Raw genomic sequence first — 16,191 nt, forward strand, 5'->3', positions numbered from 1 at the left:
CGCTCCCCGCCCGGGAGCGGGCCGACGGCCGTTCCGGCGCGGCCGGCGGGGCCACGTCCCGCGGGCCGCCCCCGCCCCCGATCAGGCAACCCCGATCAGGCGCCCCCGGACAGGTGTCCACGACCAGCCCCGCACCCGACGTCCCCGTCCCCGTCCCCGGCCAGGCGTCCTCGCCCGCCCGGAAACCGACGTCCCTGTCCTCGATCCGGCGCCTCCGCCCCCGACCGGATTCGCATATGCTTGCGCATGAACGCAGATGTCGCACAACATCTGCGCAACTTGCGCATGACCTGCGTACAGTTCACGCACATCTCGTACGCGCCCGGACGGAAGCCACGGTCCCGTAGGACGCGTACGGCCTCCCGCCGGGCGCCCGTCCCGAGGGGGGACCCTTGCGTCATCACATGAAGGGCGTCGCCGCCGCCGCGCTCGCGATCGGCACCGCGTTCACCGGCCTGGCCACCGCCGCGCCCGCGAGCGCCGCCGGCTCCGTGCACATCGCGGAGATCTACTACAACAGCCCGGGCGCGGACAACCGCTCCAACTCCAGCCTGAACGCCGAGTGGGTGCGGATCAAGAACTCCACCTCGCGGGCCGTCAGCCTCAAGGGCTGGACGCTGACCGACGCCTCGCGGCACACGTACAAGTTCGGCACCTACACCCTGGGCGCCGGCAAGTCCGTGACGATCCACACCGGCAAGGGCCGGGACACCGCGGCCCACCGCTACCAGAACCGCCGGGCGTACGTCTGGAACAACGACCGGGACACCGCGACGCTCAAGAAGGCGTCCGGCGCGCGCGCCGACAGCTGCAGCTACAACAACCCGCGCCGTTCCTCGGTCGTCTGCTGACCTGTCGGCTGCTGACCTGTCGGCCTCTCAGGGGCGGCCGGCTGTGCCCGCCGCCCCTGAGGGCCGCTCACTCACCAGCCGCGCTCGCGCCATTCGGCCAGGTGCGGGCGCTCGGCGCCGAGGGTCGTGTCGGCGCCGTGGCCCGGGTAGACCCATGTCTCGTCCGGAAGCGGGTCGAACAGCTTGCTCTCGACGTCGTCGATGAGCCGGGTGAAGTTGTTCGCGTTGCCCCGGGTGTTGCCGACCCCGCCGGGGAACAGGCAGTCCCCGGTGAAGACGTGCGGGTGACCGTGCGGGTCGTCGTAGACGAGCACGATGCTGCCCGGGGTGTGGCCCACCAGGTGGCGGGCGGTCAGTTCGACCCGCCCGACGGTGAGGGTGTCGCCGTCCTCCACCAGCACGTCCGTGGGGACGGGGATCGCCTCGGCGTCGTACCGCCCCGCATACGTCCGGGCGTCGGTCGCCGCCACCACCTCGCGCAGCGCGCCCCAGTGGTCGCCGTGCCGGTGGGTGGTGACCACGGAGGCGAGGCCGCCGTCGCCGATCAGCGCGACGAGGGTGTGCGGCTCGGCGGCGGCGTCGATCAGGAGCTGCTCGTCCGTGGCGCGGCAGCGCAGCAGATAGGCGTTGTTGTCCATGGGGCCGACCGCGACCTTGGAAATGATCAGGTCGGTCAGCTCATGCACGTCGGCCGGTCCGCCGACCTTGACTGCTCCGGTGTAGGCCATGACCTCACTCTAAAGCGGCGGGACGGCCGGCAGCGCACCGCCCTGTGTGTCGAGCCCGGCACCACGCGTACGGCCGGTCAGCCAGCCCACCAGCGCGGTGGGGGGACCGGTGACGACCGTGACCGCCCCGCCCGCGGCCTCGGTGCCCGTACGCCACCGCCGCCCGTCGTCGGCCCGCAGCTCCATGGCCGGCACCGCCGGGTGACCGGCGAACTTCACCCCCGTCATGAAATCCAGCCAGCCGTCGACGAACCCGGCGGGCAACTGCTCGACGGTGTAACCGACCCCGAGGTCGACGTGGTGCAGCTCGACCTCGGCCAGTCGGCGCAGCGCGAGCCGCGCGGCCCGCTCCACCACGCCGTTGCGCATCTCCACCTCGAACGTCCAGCGGTCGGCCGGCAGCGCCGCCGCCGCGGCGTCGAACCGCTGGGCGCTCGCCCGCAGGTCCGCGACGTGGACGGACAGCGGACGGTCGGCGTCGCGCTCGATGTCGGCGTCGCGCGCCGCGCCGCTTGGGTACATCGGCGTCGGCACGTCCGTACGGGCCCACGTCAGCAGGTTCACCAGGGCATCGGCGTTGCGCGCGACGTGGGCCAGGACGTGGCCGCGGGTCCAGTCGGGGAGGAGGGAGGGTTCGCCGACCGCCTCGTCGTCGAGCTTGCCGACCGAGACGAGCAGACGCTCGGTCGCCTCGTGGACGGCCGCCGCGTCGCGCGCGAAGTCCGGTGTGGTGGCCGGACCTTGGTGGGGTTCCGGGTGGGGTGCCTTGTCTGGTGCGTTGTCGGTCATGGGCAGAACCTATCGCCCCGTAGCCTGTGCCGGGAGTCGGCTGGTGGGGGTCCCGGCGCACGCGGGGGAGCGGACGGCGCACGGAAGGCGGCGGGCTCCGGTGGGCGTGGGGGGAGGGGGTCAACTGTGGTGCGTTCGACGTGCGTTTCATGCGTTTCGTGGGTTTCGGGCATCGCGGGGGCCCCGTCGTCGGCGCGGCGGACTGTCCTCGTCGCGCCGTTCGCCGGTCCTCGCCGCGATGTCCGCGATGCCCGTGATGTTCCCGGTGCTTGCCGTGCTCGCCGTCCTGCCGTCGGTGGCCATGGCGGAAATCGGCGTTATGGCCGACATGGGCGCTCCGCGGTTGATCAAGGTATGGGCACCGATGTTCCCCACCGGCATCGGCCGCCGCCCGTGGTGGCCGGGCGGGACGGCCCGCCGCCCCGCGGGTGAAGGAAAAAATTTCAGAAGCCGGGAGCAGGATCCCGCGGGGGACCTCTCCGAAACGACACGAGGAGCGACACCACCATGACCACCCACCGCCGGATCGTCCTGCTGCCCGCCGCCCTCGCCGCGGTCCTCCTGGCGGCCGGCTGCTCCGGCTCGGACGGGGACCTGAAGAGCGCCACCGCCGACGCCACGGTCCAAGAGGCCGTCACCTCGGTGGAGGTGGCCGACGCGCGGCGCGGCTCGATAGAGGTCACCACCGGTAACGGCCCCGGCGTCACGATCCACCGGACGGTCCACTACCGCGACGACGCCGAGCCCGAGCCCTCCCAGCGAGTCTCCGGGGGAGTGCTCACCTTCGTCAACGGCTGTGAAGACTGCTACATCGACTACGAGTTGAAGGTCCCGGCCTCCGTCAAGGTCAAGCTCGGCAACAGCAGTGGCGCGATCACGGTGACCGGCGTCGCCGGCGCCGACGTGAGGACCGACTCCGGCGCCGTGCGGGTCGAGCGGATCGGCGGACCGCTGAAGGTGGAGACCTCCTCCGGCAGCGTCACCGGTTCCGGCCTGGGCGGCCCGAGTGCCGAGGTCCGCTCCGATTCCGGCGCCACCGCGCTGGACTTCGCCAAGGCGCCGAGAACGGTCTCCACGGACACCGGCTCCGGCAGCACGAAGCTGAAGGTGCCCGGCGGCCCGTACAAGGTCGAGGTGACCACCTCGTCGGGCGAGCGCGACGTGAAGGTCCCCTCCGACCCCGCCGCCGGTTCCACCATCACCGCCAAGGCGTCCTCGGGAGACGTGGAGATCTCCGCCCCCTGATCGTCGTCCGCCTCATCGCCGCCCCGCACCGTGTCCGTCGCCGGTGCGGGGCGGCTCCACGCCCTCGGGCTCGTCACGGAACCGCAGGCCTACGCCCAGCCGGACGATTCCCCCTCGGCCCCGGTCCGGCGCGGACCGTCCCCCTCAATCCGCCGCACGCACCGCCGCCCCGAACCACCGCCGCAGCGCCTCGTCCAGTCCGGCCGGGGCCGCCGTGCCGCCCGAGTCCGTCCGGTCGCCGGTGCCGGCCGCCCAGGCCGTGATGCCGTCCGGGCGTATCAAAAGGGCGGCCAGGTCCGGGCGTTCGGGGCAGGACGAGGTGAGGACGCGGACCCGGTCCCGGTAGCCCGCGGCGCGCTCCCGCAGGGCGGGGGCGTCGGTGAGGTCGAGGAGGAGGGCGCGGCCGTCGTGGAGGTGGTCGGCGAGGCGGCGGCCGTCGGCGAGCGGGAGGTCGGGGGCGCTGCGGCCGATGAGGGGGTGGTCGCCGGGGAGGTCGTAGCGGTGCTCGACACCGGAGATCTTCTTGACGAGGTAGGTGGTGCCGTCGACGGTCCGGGTCATCTCCCGCACGACCTCGCGCAGCGCGTGGGCGCGCGGCTCCGGGCGCATGAGGGCGACCTGGGCGCGGGTCCACTCCAGTACCCATGCGCCGATCGGGTGACGTTCGGCGGTGTACGTGTCCAGCAGGCCCTCGGGCGCCCAGCCGTGGATGGTCGCCGCGAGCTTCCAGCCCAGGTTGACGGCGTCGCCGATGCCCAGGTTCAGGCCCTGGCCGCCGAAGGGCGAGTGCACGTGGGCCGCGTCACCGGCGAGCAGCACCCGGCCCGAGCGGTAGTCGGGGACCTGGCGGGCGTTGTCGGTGAACCGGGTGGCGGTGTGGACCTTGGTGATCGACACCTCCACGCCCGCCACGGCGCGCACGCTCTTCTCCAGTTCCTCGGCGGTCACCGGCCTGTCGCGGTCCATGGGCGGGCCGTCGAACTCCACGGTGAGAAGGCGGCCGGGCATCGGGCCGTGGGCGTAGGTGCCGGTCTCGGTCCAGTGCCAGCCGGAGCCCAGCGCCTCCGAGCCGGTCATCTCGACCACGGCCTGGTGGCCGGTGATCTCGGGCGCGGTGCCGGGGAAGGGGAAGCCGGCGAGCTTGCGGACGGTGCTGCGCCCGCCGTCGCACCCGACGAGCCAGCCGGCGCGGAGCGTGGTACGGGGGGTGCCGGAGCCGGTGTCGGCGGCGTCGGCAGGGCTCTGGGCGGCGGTGCCGGTGGTGGGCCGGGTGTGGACGGTCACGCCGTGCTCGTCCGCGTCGAAGCCGGTCAGTTCGACGCCCCGGCGGATGACGACGCCCAGCTCGGCCGCGCGCTCGTTGAGCAGCCGTTCCAGCGGCTCCTGGGGGACGAAACCGACCTCGCCGGCCGGGCCGGCGGAGGCGAAGGCGGGGTCGGCCTCGTCCAGGTACTCCGCGCTGAGCTGGATGCCGGCGAAGTGGCCGGCGAACTTGGGCGGGGCCTTGGTGGCGGAGGCACCGGTCGCCCGGCGTCCGCGCAGGAAGGCGGCGAACTGCTCCAGGGCGTCTTGCTGCACCTTCTGGAGCGCCGGAAGCATGCCGCGCCGGTAGAACGCCTCGGCGGTCGGGGTGTTGATCGCTCCCGCCTTGATGGTCGTGTCGATCTCGGTCAGCCGTTCCAGGACGGTCACCGAGACGCCGGCGAGCCGCAGCTCACAGGCGAGCATCAGGCCCACCGGGCCGCCGCCGGCTATGACGACGTCCACGGTGTTCGCGGTGTCCACGGCGTTCCCCATGGCTTCGCCCCGTCCGGTCCTTTCCGTGGCCGGGACGGGCCGGGTGCCGGTGGGCCCGGGCTGCTCGGGCGCGGTGTGGTCCGCCGGGCCGGTGTGTGTGCTCATGGCGTGTTTCTCCCGTTGTCCGGTCGTTTTCGTGTGGGCCCGGTGATGTCCGTCCGCGGGGGTCGGGAGGGGGCGGATGTCGCCGCCGAGGGCCGACCGAGGGTCGGCTGGGGCTCGACCGAGGCTCGACCCAAACTATAGTCACTAAAAGTTTGTAGCGGCTAAAATTTTGCCCATGAGTGGGGGGCGTGCGGAAAATCGACCATGGACGATGAGCTGAGAACGCCGGACGCGAAGGGCGCGCGGAACAGGGAGGGTGCGGCGCTCACCCTGCGTGAGCGCAAGAAGCGGCAGACCCGGGAGCGCATCTCCGCGGTGGCGAGCAGGCTGTTCGCGGAGCGCGGGTTCGACCAGGTGACCGTCGCCGAGGTGGCGCGCGCCGCCGAAGTGTCCACGATGACGGTCTTCAACTACTTCCCCCGCAAGGAAGATCTCCTCCTGGATCGCATCCCGGAGGCCGGGGAACTGGTCACCCGCGCCATTCGGGAACGCCCCGACGGGCGGACCCCGCTCGGCGCGCTGCGTGACCTCGCGCTGGAGCTGCTGGAGCGACGGCACCCCTTCGCGGCGTGCGAAGCCCGTTTCACGTACTTCTGGCAGGTGGTCCTGGACTCGCCGGCGCTGCGGGCGCGGGCGCGGGAGGCGCTGGAGGAGCTGGAGGGCCTGCTGGCCCGACTGCTCGCGGAGGCCGCCGGGCCCGGCTCCTCCGCCGGCCCCGATCCGGTCGCCGCCGATGACTCCGATCCCGCTGCCGGTCCCGATCCCGCTGCCGGTCCCGATCCCGCCGTTGTCGCGGGCCCCGGCCCCTCCGCCGCTCCCGGCCACTCCGCGCGGCTGGCCGCGGCGCTGGTGATCGCCGCGTACCGGACGGCGTACGTCACCGCCGCCCGCCGGCTGTTCGCGGGCCATCCGGCGGACGAGGTGGCCGCCGGCCAGGCCGTCCTGCTGGGGCAGACGTTCGACATGCTGGAGCGCGCGCTGCCGGGGTACTGAGGAGGGGCGGACGGGCCGACGGGGGTGAGAGCGGTCACAAGGGGCGGCGGTGTCGCCGAGTGGCGGGTCGACGTGAATCCCCTGGTCAGAGGGGGTGTGTTGGCGGCCCGGGGGAGGCGGTGCGGGGCGTTGGCGGGCTCGGCTACCGCGGTGGCGCGGGAAGTCAAGGGGGGCTCCACACGTTCGAGTGAAGGTGCCACGTGCCGTCCGCAATTCGAATGTGCGTGCTATAGGCTCGGGAGTGGCATCAAAAGACATTGCCGCAGCGGCCCCCATACCCTGGGGCGGGGGGCCCGCTTCGCACCGCCGCCTCCGCTCAGCGCTCGGGCCGCGGCAAGCGTTCCGCGGCTCCCGCCCCTCTCCAGAAAGGTGCCGACCGGCGTGGCCGACCGTCTCATCGTCCGTGGCGCTCGCGAGCACAATCTCCGCAACGTCTCGCTAGACCTGCCTCGTGACTCGCTCATCGTCTTCACGGGGCTCTCCGGTTCGGGCAAGTCCTCGCTCGCCTTCGACACGATCTTCGCCGAGGGGCAGCGCCGCTATGTCGAGTCGCTCTCCTCGTACGCCCGGCAGTTCCTCGGGCAGATGGACAAGCCCGATGTGGACTTCATCGAGGGCCTGTCCCCCGCGGTCTCGATCGACCAGAAGTCGACGTCCCGCAACCCCCGGTCGACGGTCGGCACCATCACCGAGGTCTACGACTACCTCCGCCTGCTCTTCGCCCGCATCGGCAAGCCGCACTGCCCCGAGTGCGGGCGGCCGATCGCCCGGCAGTCGCCCCAGGCGATCGTCGACAAGGTGCTGGAGCTGCCCGAGGGCAGCCGTTTCCAGGTGCTCTCGCCGCTGGTGCGCGAGCGCAAGGGCGAGTTCGTCGACCTCTTCTCCGACCTCCAGACCAAGGGCTACAGCCGCGCGCGGGTGGACGGCGAGACCATCCAGCTCTCCGACCCGCCGAAGTTGAAGAAGCAGGAGAAGCACACCATCGAGGTGGTCGTGGACCGCCTCACCGTCAAGGACAGCGCCAAGCGCCGGCTGACCGACTCGGTCGAGACCGCGCTCGGCCTCTCCGGCGGCATGGTCGTCCTCGACTTCGTCGATCTGGACGAGGACGACCCGCAGCGCGAGCGGATGTTCTCCGAGCACCTCTACTGCCCGTACGACGACCTGTCCTTCGAAGAGCTGGAGCCGCGCTCCTTCTCCTTCAACTCGCCCTTCGGCGCCTGCCCGGACTGCACCGGCATCGGCACCCGCATGGAGGTCGACCCGGACCTGATCGTCCCGGACGAGGACAAGTCCCTGGACGAGGGCGCCATCCACCCGTGGTCGCACGGCCACACCAAGGAGTACTTCGGCCGCCTGGTGGGCGCGCTGGCGGACGCGCTCGGCTTCCGTACGGACATCCCGTGGGCCGGGCTGCCGCAGCGCGCCAAGAAGGCGCTGCTCAACGGCCACAAGACGCAGATCGACGTGCGCTACCGTAACCGCTACGGCCGCGAGCGCTCGTACACCACCGCCTTCGAGGGCGCGGTGCCGTTCGTCAAGCGGCGCCACCAGGAGGCGGAGAGCGACAGCAGCCGGGAGCGCTTCGAGGGCTACATGCGCGAGGTGCCCTGCCCGACCTGTGAGGGCACGCGGCTGAAGCCGATCGTGCTCGCGGTCACCGTCCAGGGGAAGTCGATCGCCGAGGTCTCGGCCATGTCGATCAGCGACTGCGCCGACTTCCTGCGCGACATGAAGCTGGTCGCCCGCGAGAAGAAGATCGCCGAGCGGGTGCTCAAGGAGGTCAACGAGCGGCTGAAGTTCCTGGTCGACGTCGGCCTGGACTACCTCTCGCTGAACCGCGCCGCGGGCACGCTGTCCGGCGGCGAGGCGCAGCGCATCCGGCTGGCCACGCAGATCGGCTCCGGCCTGGTCGGCGTGCTGTACGTGCTGGACGAGCCGTCCATCGGCCTGCACCAGCGCGACAACCACCGGCTGATCGAGACGCTCGTGCGGCTGCGCGACATGGGCAACACGCTCATCGTCGTCGAGCACGACGAGGACACCATCAAGGTCGCCGACTGGGTCGTGGACATCGGCCCGGGCGCCGGCGAGCACGGCGGCAAGGTCGTGCACAGCGGTCCGTTGAAGGAACTGCTGGCCAACAAGGAGTCGATGACCGGGCAGTACCTCTCCGGGCGGCGCTCCATCGCCACGCCGGACATCCGCCGGCCGATCGACCCCGCGCGGCACCTGACGGTGCGCGGTGCCAAGGAGAACAACCTCCGCGACATCGACGTCTCCTTCCCGCTGGGCGTGCTCACCGCCGTCACCGGCGTCTCCGGCTCCGGCAAGTCGACGCTGGTCAACGACATCCTCTACACCCACCTGGCGCGCGAGCTGAACGGCGCCAAGACGGTGCCGGGGCGGCACACCCGCGTCGAGGGCGACGAACTCGTCGACAAGGTCGTGCACGTCGACCAGTCGCCCATCGGGCGGACGCCGCGCTCCAACCCGGCCACCTACACCGGCGTCTTCGACAACATCCGCAAGCTGTTCGCGGAGACGACGGAGGCCAAGGTCCGCGGCTACCTCCCCGGGCGGTTCTCCTTCAACGTCAAGGGCGGTCGCTGCGAGAACTGCTCCGGTGACGGCACCATCAAGATCGAGATGAACTTCCTGCCGGACGTGTACGTGCCGTGCGAGGTCTGCCACGGCGCGCGCTACAACCGGGAGACGCTGGAGGTCCACTACAAGGGCAAGTCCATCGCCGAGGTGCTGGACATGCCGATCGAGGAGGCGCTGGACTTCTTCGACGCGGTGCCCGCCATCGCGCGCCACCTCAAGACGCTCAACGAGGTTGGCCTCGGGTACGTCCGCCTCGGCCAGCCCGCGCCCACCCTCTCCGGTGGCGAGGCGCAGCGCGTCAAGCTGGCGAGCGAGCTGCAGAAGCGCTCCACCGGCCGCACGGTCTACGTCCTGGACGAGCCGACGACCGGCCTGCACTTCGAGGACATCAGCAAGCTCATCAAGGTGCTGTCCGGCCTGGTCGACAAGGGCAACACGGTCGTCGTCATCGAGCACAACCTCGACGTGATCAAGACCGCCGACTGGATCGTCGACATGGGCCCCGAGGGCGGCAGCGGCGGCGGCATCGTCGTCGCCGAGGGCACGCCCGAGGAGGTCGCGGCCGTGCCGGGCAGCCACACCGGCAAGTTCCTGCGGGACATCCTGGGCGACCGGGTGAGCGACGCGGCCCCGGCCGCGACCCGCAGAGCGGCGAAGAAGAGCGCCGCGGCCAAGAAGGCGCCGTCCAAGACGGTCGCCGCGAGCAAGAGCGGGACGCGGAAGACGGTCACGGCTTCGACGAGCGCGAAGGCCCGGGCCACCGGGGCCAAGACCGCCGGTTCCAAGGCGGGTGCCGCCAAGAAGACGGCGGCGAAGAAGAAGTAGGCAGGGGGAACGACCGAGGGGGCCGTCGGGGAGGGCGGCCCCCTCGGGCTGTTGGTGCGGGCGCTCCTCCTGTGGGTCCCTCCGTCCAGGGCATGGCGCTGCTTCCGCAGGGGGTGGCCCTTCGGGTGGACGGCCTGCTCGGGGCGGGCCCCGCGTGGTCGCCGGGCGTAAGGCCCGGCCGGTCCGAAGCGGAGGGATCTGTGCCGGTATCGTCGGAGACCGGTACCTCGGCGCACGGTGCGGGGCGCACGCGCCCGCGTGCCCGTTCGCGCCCCGGAGCCATCAGGTACCGCCACACTCGGCATGGATGGAGTACGTCATGAGTCAGGCCCCCGCCCGTCGGACCGTGCTGCAAGGCGCCGCGCTGGTGGGCGCCGCGGGCCTCGGGGCGGTGGCCTGCTCGCCGAGCGGCAAGACCGCGTCCCCGGTACCCACCGAGCCCGTCGCGCTGGGTGCCGCGTCCGACGTGCCGGTCGGCGGCGCCAAGCTCTACCGCGAGCAGCGCCTGCTGGTCTCCCAGCCCACCAAGGGGCAGTACAAGTGCTTCGGCGCCGCCTGCACGCACCAGGGCTGCGTCCTGGACAAGATCGACAAGCGCGAGGGCGGCCACTGCCCCTGCCACGGCAGCCGGTTCGACGTGACCACCGGCGCGGTCCTCCAGGGTCCGGCGACCCAGCCGCTGCCGGAGGTGCCGGTGAAGGTGGAGGGCGGCAAGCTCATCGCGGGCTGACGGACGCGGGGGCGGGGTGTCCTGGGTATCCGCCGCCCCGGCTGTTGCGGTCCCGGCCGGTGCCGCCTCACCCCCAGTCCCACCCGATGCCCAGGATTCCGGGACGGACGCCCTGTTCCACCAGGTGGACCGCCCGGTGGTGCCCGCTCAGCGTCAGTTCCTGCTGGTGGCTGCGGGGCGCGCCGGCCGAGGTCTGGGCGAAGCGGCGGCAGCGGACGGGGAGGGCCGCCTCGTCGAAGCGCACCTGAAGGACGTACTGGCCTCCGGCGAAGGTGAACCCCCGCACGTACTCGGCGCTCGGCCCGCCGCTGCCGTCCTCGAAGCCGTACCCGAAGACGTACGTGTCCCCAGCGCGCAACCGGGCGTCGAAGAGCAACTCGGCGACGACCACCCCGGTCCGGGCGTCCCAGCGGACCCGTCCCAGCCGGCAGTTCTCCACCGCCCGGACCGCCACCCGCGCCGGGTCGCACCCCGGGTCGCCGTGGTGGATGGCGAGGTAGCGGTCCACGCCGTCCCGGTGGGCCCGGACGACCTGGAGGGAGTCCCGTTCGCGCATTTCGCGCCGGGGCCCGATGCGGACCCGTTCGTGGTGCCCGACGGTGTGCAGGCCGCCGTCCGGCGGCGCCTCCAGGTCGGCGAACAGCCGGTGCAGGGCGTCGGCGGACTCGACGAGGGAGCGGTAGGAACGGGCGGCGGGGCGCTCCGCGTCCGCGCGGCCGGTCCGCTCGGGGTTCAGGAGCCGGCGCAGTGAGTGCGCGGGCAGGTTCAGGACGTCCTCCAGCGCGCGGACGGCGCGCAGCGACTCGGGCCGCCGGGGCCGCCGGGCGCCCTGCTGCCAGTAGCTCAGGCTGGTCACGCCGACCTTGATGCCGCGCTGGGCGAGCCGGTGCTGCACCCGGTGCAGGGCCAGCCCCCGGACGGAGAGGGCGGTGCGCAGGGCGAGGTGGAAGGGGCCGGTGCGCAGGGCCTGGGCGAGTTCGGCGGATTCCTGGTCGGGGGAGCGGGGGTCCGGTTTCCGGCCCCGGGGTGCGAGCGGGGCCGTGCTCGCCAGGCCGGACGGGCCTGGGTCCGGCCGACCCGGGGTCCCCGGGCTCGACGGCCCCGTTTTCGACTGGCTTGGCGAAACCGATGGGTTCGGCAGATGCGACGGGTCTGATGGGTTCGACGAGTACGACGGACCTGATGGGTTCGACGGATGCGGGTCCGATGGGTTCGGCGGATGCGACGCGTCCGATGGATTCGGCGGATGCGACGAGCCCGGATGCGGTGGACTCGACGGGTCCGGTCTTCGGCCCGGATGGACCGCTCCCTGCCCCGGTCGGCCCGGCTCGCGCGTCTCCTGCGTCATGGTCCCCACTTTCCGGCGCGCCGGGTGAACGTTCACAGCCGCCGCCGGCGCCTCGCGCCACTCCTGTCCGTTCCTGCGGAACGACGGGCACAGGACGTTCACATCCCGGACCGGCCGTTCACATCCCCGTGTCACCTCGCATTGAATCGTGTTGACCTGCTCGCGACAACACCCGATGCTCCTGAGCAGCATCCGGATGCGCTCCTCCATCACCACCCCCTCGCTGGGAGGAACGCCATGACCCGTGCACCGCACGCCCGCCGTACGCGCCGCAGACGGCTGTCGGCCGTGGCGATCAGTGCCGCCGCACTGTTCGCCGTCCCCACCGCGACCGCCACCGCGGCGCCCATAACCCCGGTGGCGGCCACCGCCTCGGCACCCGGGGCCACCGCTCAGGCCCCCCTGCTCGCCGCCAAGCAGCTCAACATCACGATGCAGGCCCAGGAGAAGTCCAACTGGTGCTGGTCCGCGTCCGGCAACACCATCGCGAGCTGGTACGGCCGCAACTACAGCCAGAACCAGTTCTGCAACGCGGCCTTCAACCGCCAGCAGGGCACCACCTGCCCCAACAACCAGGCCACCCTGGGCAACGTGCAGAACGCCCTGAACTGGGCGGGCATCAACCCCGGTTCGTACGTCACCGGCTACCTGCGCTACGGCACCGTGCAGACCGAGATCAACGCCGGCCGGCCCATCGAGACCCGCATCCAGTGGTCCTCCGGCGGCGGCCACATGCACGTCCTGTACGGCTACGACACCGCCAAGAACTGGGTCTACTGGGGCGACCCCTGGGGCTCCAACTACCGCTACAACTGGGGCGACTTCGACTACTACGTGAACGGCTCCTCGTTCTCGTGGACCCACTCCCTCTACCGGATCGGAGCCTGAGGCATGACGAAGCCGATCTCCCTCCGGGCCGTCACCGTCCGCCGCCTGCTCGCGGCCACCACGCCGGTCGCCGCCGCGCTGGCCCTGGCCGCCCCGGCGCAGGCCGCGGGGGTCCCGGCACCCGCCGCCCCGGCCGCCGCGTCGGTCGCCGCCGCCCACGAGGCGGCCACCGCCCCGGCCACCCTGGACACGCTCTCCCGCTTCTTCGCCCGGGACGGCGCGGTCGGCCTGGCCCAGGCGCGGCCCAGGATCGAGGGGCGCACCGTACCGGTCTACGTGCTGTCGCCGGACTTCGTCCGGGGCAAGCGGGGCGCGCCGGTCTCCCAACTGGAGTTCCTCGCCAGCAAGGCCGTGTCCTCCGACGGGCAGAAGGCGTCCGTGTGGACCGCGCGGGCGGCCGGCGCCTGGAAGGTCGTCAACATCGCCACCGGTGACGACGAGACCCGCTACGCCGCCGCGGGCGACGGCGGCACGGTCTTCCGCGAACCGCAGATCGACGCCTGGTACGTGCAGCGCGGCGACCGCGTCCTCCCGCTGGACGAGGATGCCAAGCGGGCCGTCGGCGCCCGCGGCGTGACCGTGGCCGCCTACCAGAAGCGGGTGGCGAAGGCGTACGGCGACAAGCTCCCCGGCTCCGCCTACGCCAAGCGCGGCGAGGCGGGCGGCTACGGCCCGGAGGCCGCCGGTCCGGACCACGCCCGTACGGACGACGCCCGCGCGTCCGAAGCGCGTGCGGACGCGGCCCAGGCGCCCCGTACCGCCGCCCTGGCCGAGGCGTCCACGGCGGACGCCGACGGGCCGCTGACGACCGTGTCCGCCGTGGCCGGTGCCGGAGCGGCGCTGGTCCTGGGACTGGGCGGCACGGTCGCCGTCCGCAGGCTGCGCCGACGCTGAGGACAGGCCCGGGGCGGGACGGGGTGGGGGCGCCCTGTTCCGCCCCGGGCTTGCGCGGTGGGAACGCGTACGGGCTCGCGCCGCCGTGATCGCGGGGCTGTGCTCACGCCGGTGTGCTTACGCCGCCGTGATCGCGCCGCCGTGCTCGCGGGGCCGTGCTCGCGCCGCCGTGCTCGCGGGGCTCGGTGCGGACTCGCGGGGCTCAGTGCAAGTACGACCCCCCGTTCAGGTGCAGCACCGCGCCCGTCGCCCACTCCGCCTCCGCCGAGGTGAACCAGGCCGCCGCCGCGGCGATCTCGGAGGGGTCGGCGACCCGGCCGAGCGGATGCTGGGCGAGGACCGCCTCATGGGTCTCGGGATCGTCGAGCAGTCCGGCGGTCAGGTCGGTGCGGGTGAAGCCGACCGCGAGGGCGGTGACGGCGATCCGGTGCGGGGCGAGGTCCACCGCCAGCGACTGGGCCAGCGCGTGCAGCCCCGCCTTGCTGGCACCGTAGGCCGGAGTCCGCGGCTCGCCGCGGTAGGCGCCGCGCGAGCCGATCATGACGATCCGGCCGCCCGCCGGGCCCTCCGGACGGCGCATCAGGTGATCGACCACGCACCAGGCGGTGTGGGCCGCGCCCAGCAGGTTGACGTCCAGGTGGCGCCGCCACAGGGACTGCCACTCGGAGTAGGTGGTGCGGGTGACCGGGTGCTCGACGTACATCCCGGAGTTGTAGACGAGCACGTCCAGGCCGCCGAGCCCGTCCACCGCCTCTTGGACGACCCGGGCCACCTGCTCCGGGTCGCCGAGGTCCCCGGTGACGGTCAGGTGCCCGGACCCGGGCAGCTTGGCGGCCACCGCCTCCCCGGCCGCGGTGTCGGCCCGGCAGTGCACGGCCACCGCCGCGCCGCGCGCCGCGTGCGCCCGCGCGACGGCGGCACCGATGCCGGTCTCCCGGGAGGCCCCGGTGACCAGGACCCGCTGCCGATTCGGAACGGGGGGCTCGAACGCGGTCACCGCGTGCTCCTTCCGACGCTTTCAACGCTTTCGATGTTTCCGGCGCTTTCGACGTTTCCGGCACGGACAGCCCTTCCGGCCCCGCTGAGAAGCACGCCCGATCACCCCTCCCCGGCAACTCCCCGTCCCTCATCCGGCGCCCCTCTCCCACGCGTCCACCACCCGCCGCATCCGCTGCACGGCCTCGTACACGTCCGTGAACCGGGTGGACAGCGGAACGGGAGCGACCCGTACGCGGTCGGGGACGGAGTAGTCCACGAAGACGTTCGCGTCGGCGAACAGCGGGACCAGTTCACGGGCCGCCCGGTGCTCGTACGTCACGTGCGCGCCCCGGAGCGACGGATCGGGCGGGCCGGCCAGGCGGAAGCCGACCGGGACCAGCACCTCGTCGGCGAGCGCCTGGAGGAAGCCGGTCAGGGCCACGCTCTTGGCCCGCACCCGGTCCATGCCCGCCTCGGTGAGCAGGTCGAGGCCGGGACCCGCGGCGACGATGGACAGGACCGGCGGACTGCCCGTCAGGAAGCGCCGGATGGTGGGGTCCGGGTCGTAGTCGGGCAGCATGGAGAGCTGTTCCCGGTGGCCGAACCAGCCCTGCACCGGCTGGGTGGTTTCCGCCTGGAGGGAGCGCCGTACGTAGAGCAGCGCGGGCGCGCCGGGGCCCGCCAGCAGGTGCTTGTACGTCGAGCCGACGGCCAGGTCGGCGCCGGTGGCCTCCAGCGCGATCGGCACCGCGCCCACGGCGTGGCTGAGGTCCCACAGCATCAGCGCCCCGGCGGCGTGCACGGCCTTGTTGACGGCCGCCATGTCCAGCAGCGCGCCCGAACGCGGCGAGACCAGGGACAGGCACACCACGGCGACCGTCTCGTCCAGCGCCTCCCGCAGGACCTCCAGGTCCAGCCCCAGGTCGGGGTCGGTGTGGACGGTCCGCAACTCGCCGCCCGCGTCGGCGGCGACGCCGGACAGGACATAGCGGTCGGTGGGGAAGTTGTCGTCGTCGGCGACCACCGTGCGGCGGCCCGGGCGGGCGCGCAGCGCCGCGACCGCCAGTTTGTACAGGTTCACGCTGGTGCAGTCGCTCATCACGACTTCACCGGGGCGCGCGCCGAGGACCGCGTCGGCGATCCGGTCGCCCATCCGCTGCGGCAGGTCCAGCCACTGGGTGCGGGCGTCCGCGAGCCGGTCGCCCCAGTGGCCGCCGACCGTCTCGTCGAGCACGCCGGGCGTGGCGACCGGGAGGCGTCCCAGGGAACTGCCGTTGAGGAACAGCGCGCCGGGTGGGACGGGGTGGAAGCGGGCGCCGAAGCCGGCCAGCGGGTCCCGGGCGTCGAGCCGGCGGGCGTCGTCGAGGGTGGGCGCGGGGCGCCGGGTGGTGGTCACAGCGGCCCTCCGGCGGT

The 16,191-nt window shown here is 72.9% G+C and carries 14 protein-coding genes; 8 read left to right on the top strand and 6 right to left on the bottom strand.

Going from position 1 to position 16,191, the window contains the following annotated elements; all coding sequences use genetic code 11:
* The first annotated feature begins 404 nt into the window (after positions 1-404).
* On the top strand, positions 405-851 hold the full coding sequence (locus tag ABZX96_RS35335; RefSeq protein ID WP_355552855.1) for a lamin tail domain-containing protein: 447 nt from the start codon (positions 405-407) through the stop codon (positions 849-851).
* Positions 852-922: 71 nt separating this feature from the next.
* Here ABZX96_RS35335 and ABZX96_RS35340 read toward each other — a convergent pair whose 3' ends face one another.
* Together ABZX96_RS35340 and ABZX96_RS35345 are read right to left on the bottom strand one after the other, a co-directional pair.
* A complete protein-coding gene (locus ABZX96_RS35340) occupies positions 923-1,579 on the bottom strand; it encodes an MBL fold metallo-hydrolase (protein WP_355552801.1) in 657 nt (218 codons plus the stop codon).
* 9 nt (positions 1,580-1,588) lie between these two features.
* Complete coding sequence (locus ABZX96_RS35345) at positions 1,589-2,368, bottom strand: maleylpyruvate isomerase family mycothiol-dependent enzyme (RefSeq protein ID WP_355552804.1); 780 nt, start codon at positions 2,366-2,368, stop codon at positions 1,589-1,591.
* Between the two features lie 247 nt (positions 2,369-2,615).
* On the opposite strand from ABZX96_RS35345, the gene ABZX96_RS35350 reads away from it, so the two are divergent.
* Positions 2,616-2,879: a hypothetical protein gene (locus ABZX96_RS35350; protein WP_355552807.1), complete on the top strand. Its 264-nt coding sequence runs from the start codon at positions 2,616-2,618 to the stop codon at positions 2,877-2,879.
* Positions 2,876-3,613, top strand: a complete 738-nt coding sequence (locus tag ABZX96_RS35355) for a DUF4097 family beta strand repeat-containing protein (protein ID WP_355552810.1) — start codon at positions 2,876-2,878, stop codon at positions 3,611-3,613. The genes ABZX96_RS35350 and ABZX96_RS35355 overlap by 4 nt, the downstream gene beginning before the upstream one ends.
* A gap of 144 nt (positions 3,614-3,757) precedes the next feature.
* Here the strand turns inward: ABZX96_RS35355 and ABZX96_RS35360 are convergent, their stop codons facing one another.
* Positions 3,758-5,410, bottom strand: coding sequence for an FAD-dependent monooxygenase (locus tag ABZX96_RS35360; RefSeq protein ID WP_355552858.1), 1,653 nt, complete (start codon positions 5,408-5,410; stop codon positions 3,758-3,760).
* A 309-nt stretch (positions 5,411-5,719) separates the two neighbouring features.
* Here ABZX96_RS35360 and ABZX96_RS35365 point away from each other — a divergent pair, with 309 nt between their 5' ends.
* The 3 genes from ABZX96_RS35365 (at position 5,720) to ABZX96_RS35375 (ending at position 10,670) form a co-directional block, all read left to right on the top strand.
* Positions 5,720-6,508, top strand: a complete 789-nt coding sequence (locus ABZX96_RS35365; protein ID WP_355552813.1) for a TetR family transcriptional regulator — start codon at positions 5,720-5,722, stop codon at positions 6,506-6,508.
* Between the two features lie 381 nt (positions 6,509-6,889).
* Positions 6,890-9,940 (top strand): excinuclease ABC subunit UvrA, encoded by a 3,051-nt coding sequence (gene uvrA / locus ABZX96_RS35370; protein ID WP_355552816.1) that lies wholly within the window; start codon positions 6,890-6,892, stop codon positions 9,938-9,940.
* 319 nt (positions 9,941-10,259) lie between these two features.
* Entirely contained in the window at positions 10,260-10,670 is a 411-nt protein-coding gene (locus tag ABZX96_RS35375) for a Rieske (2Fe-2S) protein (RefSeq protein WP_355552819.1), read from the top strand.
* A gap of 67 nt (positions 10,671-10,737) precedes the next feature.
* On the opposite strand, the gene ABZX96_RS35380 is transcribed toward ABZX96_RS35375, so the two are convergent.
* Positions 10,738-11,634, bottom strand: coding sequence for a hypothetical protein (locus tag ABZX96_RS35380; RefSeq protein ID WP_355552861.1), 897 nt, complete (start codon positions 11,632-11,634; stop codon positions 10,738-10,740).
* A gap of 621 nt (positions 11,635-12,255) precedes the next feature.
* On the opposite strand from ABZX96_RS35380, the gene ABZX96_RS35385 reads away from it, so the two are divergent.
* Positions 12,256-12,906, top strand: coding sequence for a papain-like cysteine protease family protein (locus ABZX96_RS35385; RefSeq protein ID WP_355552822.1), 651 nt, complete (start codon positions 12,256-12,258; stop codon positions 12,904-12,906).
* Positions 12,907-12,909: 3 nt separating this feature from the next.
* On the top strand, positions 12,910-13,800 hold the full coding sequence (locus ABZX96_RS35390; RefSeq protein ID WP_355552825.1) for a hypothetical protein: 891 nt from the start codon (positions 12,910-12,912) through the stop codon (positions 13,798-13,800).
* A 202-nt stretch (positions 13,801-14,002) separates the two neighbouring features.
* Here ABZX96_RS35390 and ABZX96_RS35395 read toward each other — a convergent pair whose 3' ends face one another.
* Both ABZX96_RS35395 and ABZX96_RS35400 read right to left on the bottom strand, forming a co-directional pair.
* A complete protein-coding gene (locus tag ABZX96_RS35395) occupies positions 14,003-14,797 on the bottom strand; it encodes an SDR family oxidoreductase (RefSeq protein WP_355552828.1) in 795 nt (264 codons plus the stop codon).
* A 129-nt stretch (positions 14,798-14,926) separates the two neighbouring features.
* Positions 14,927-16,174 carry an aminotransferase class V-fold PLP-dependent enzyme gene (locus ABZX96_RS35400; RefSeq protein ID WP_355552830.1) on the bottom strand — a complete coding sequence of 416 codons (1,248 nt, stop codon included), beginning with the start codon at positions 16,172-16,174 and terminating at the stop codon, positions 14,927-14,929.
* Positions 16,175-16,191: the final 17 nt, after the last annotated feature.

It is taken from the genome of Streptomyces sp. NPDC003077 (genome assembly GCF_040611095.1).
Lineage (GTDB): Bacteria > Actinomycetota > Actinomycetes > Streptomycetales > Streptomycetaceae > Streptomyces.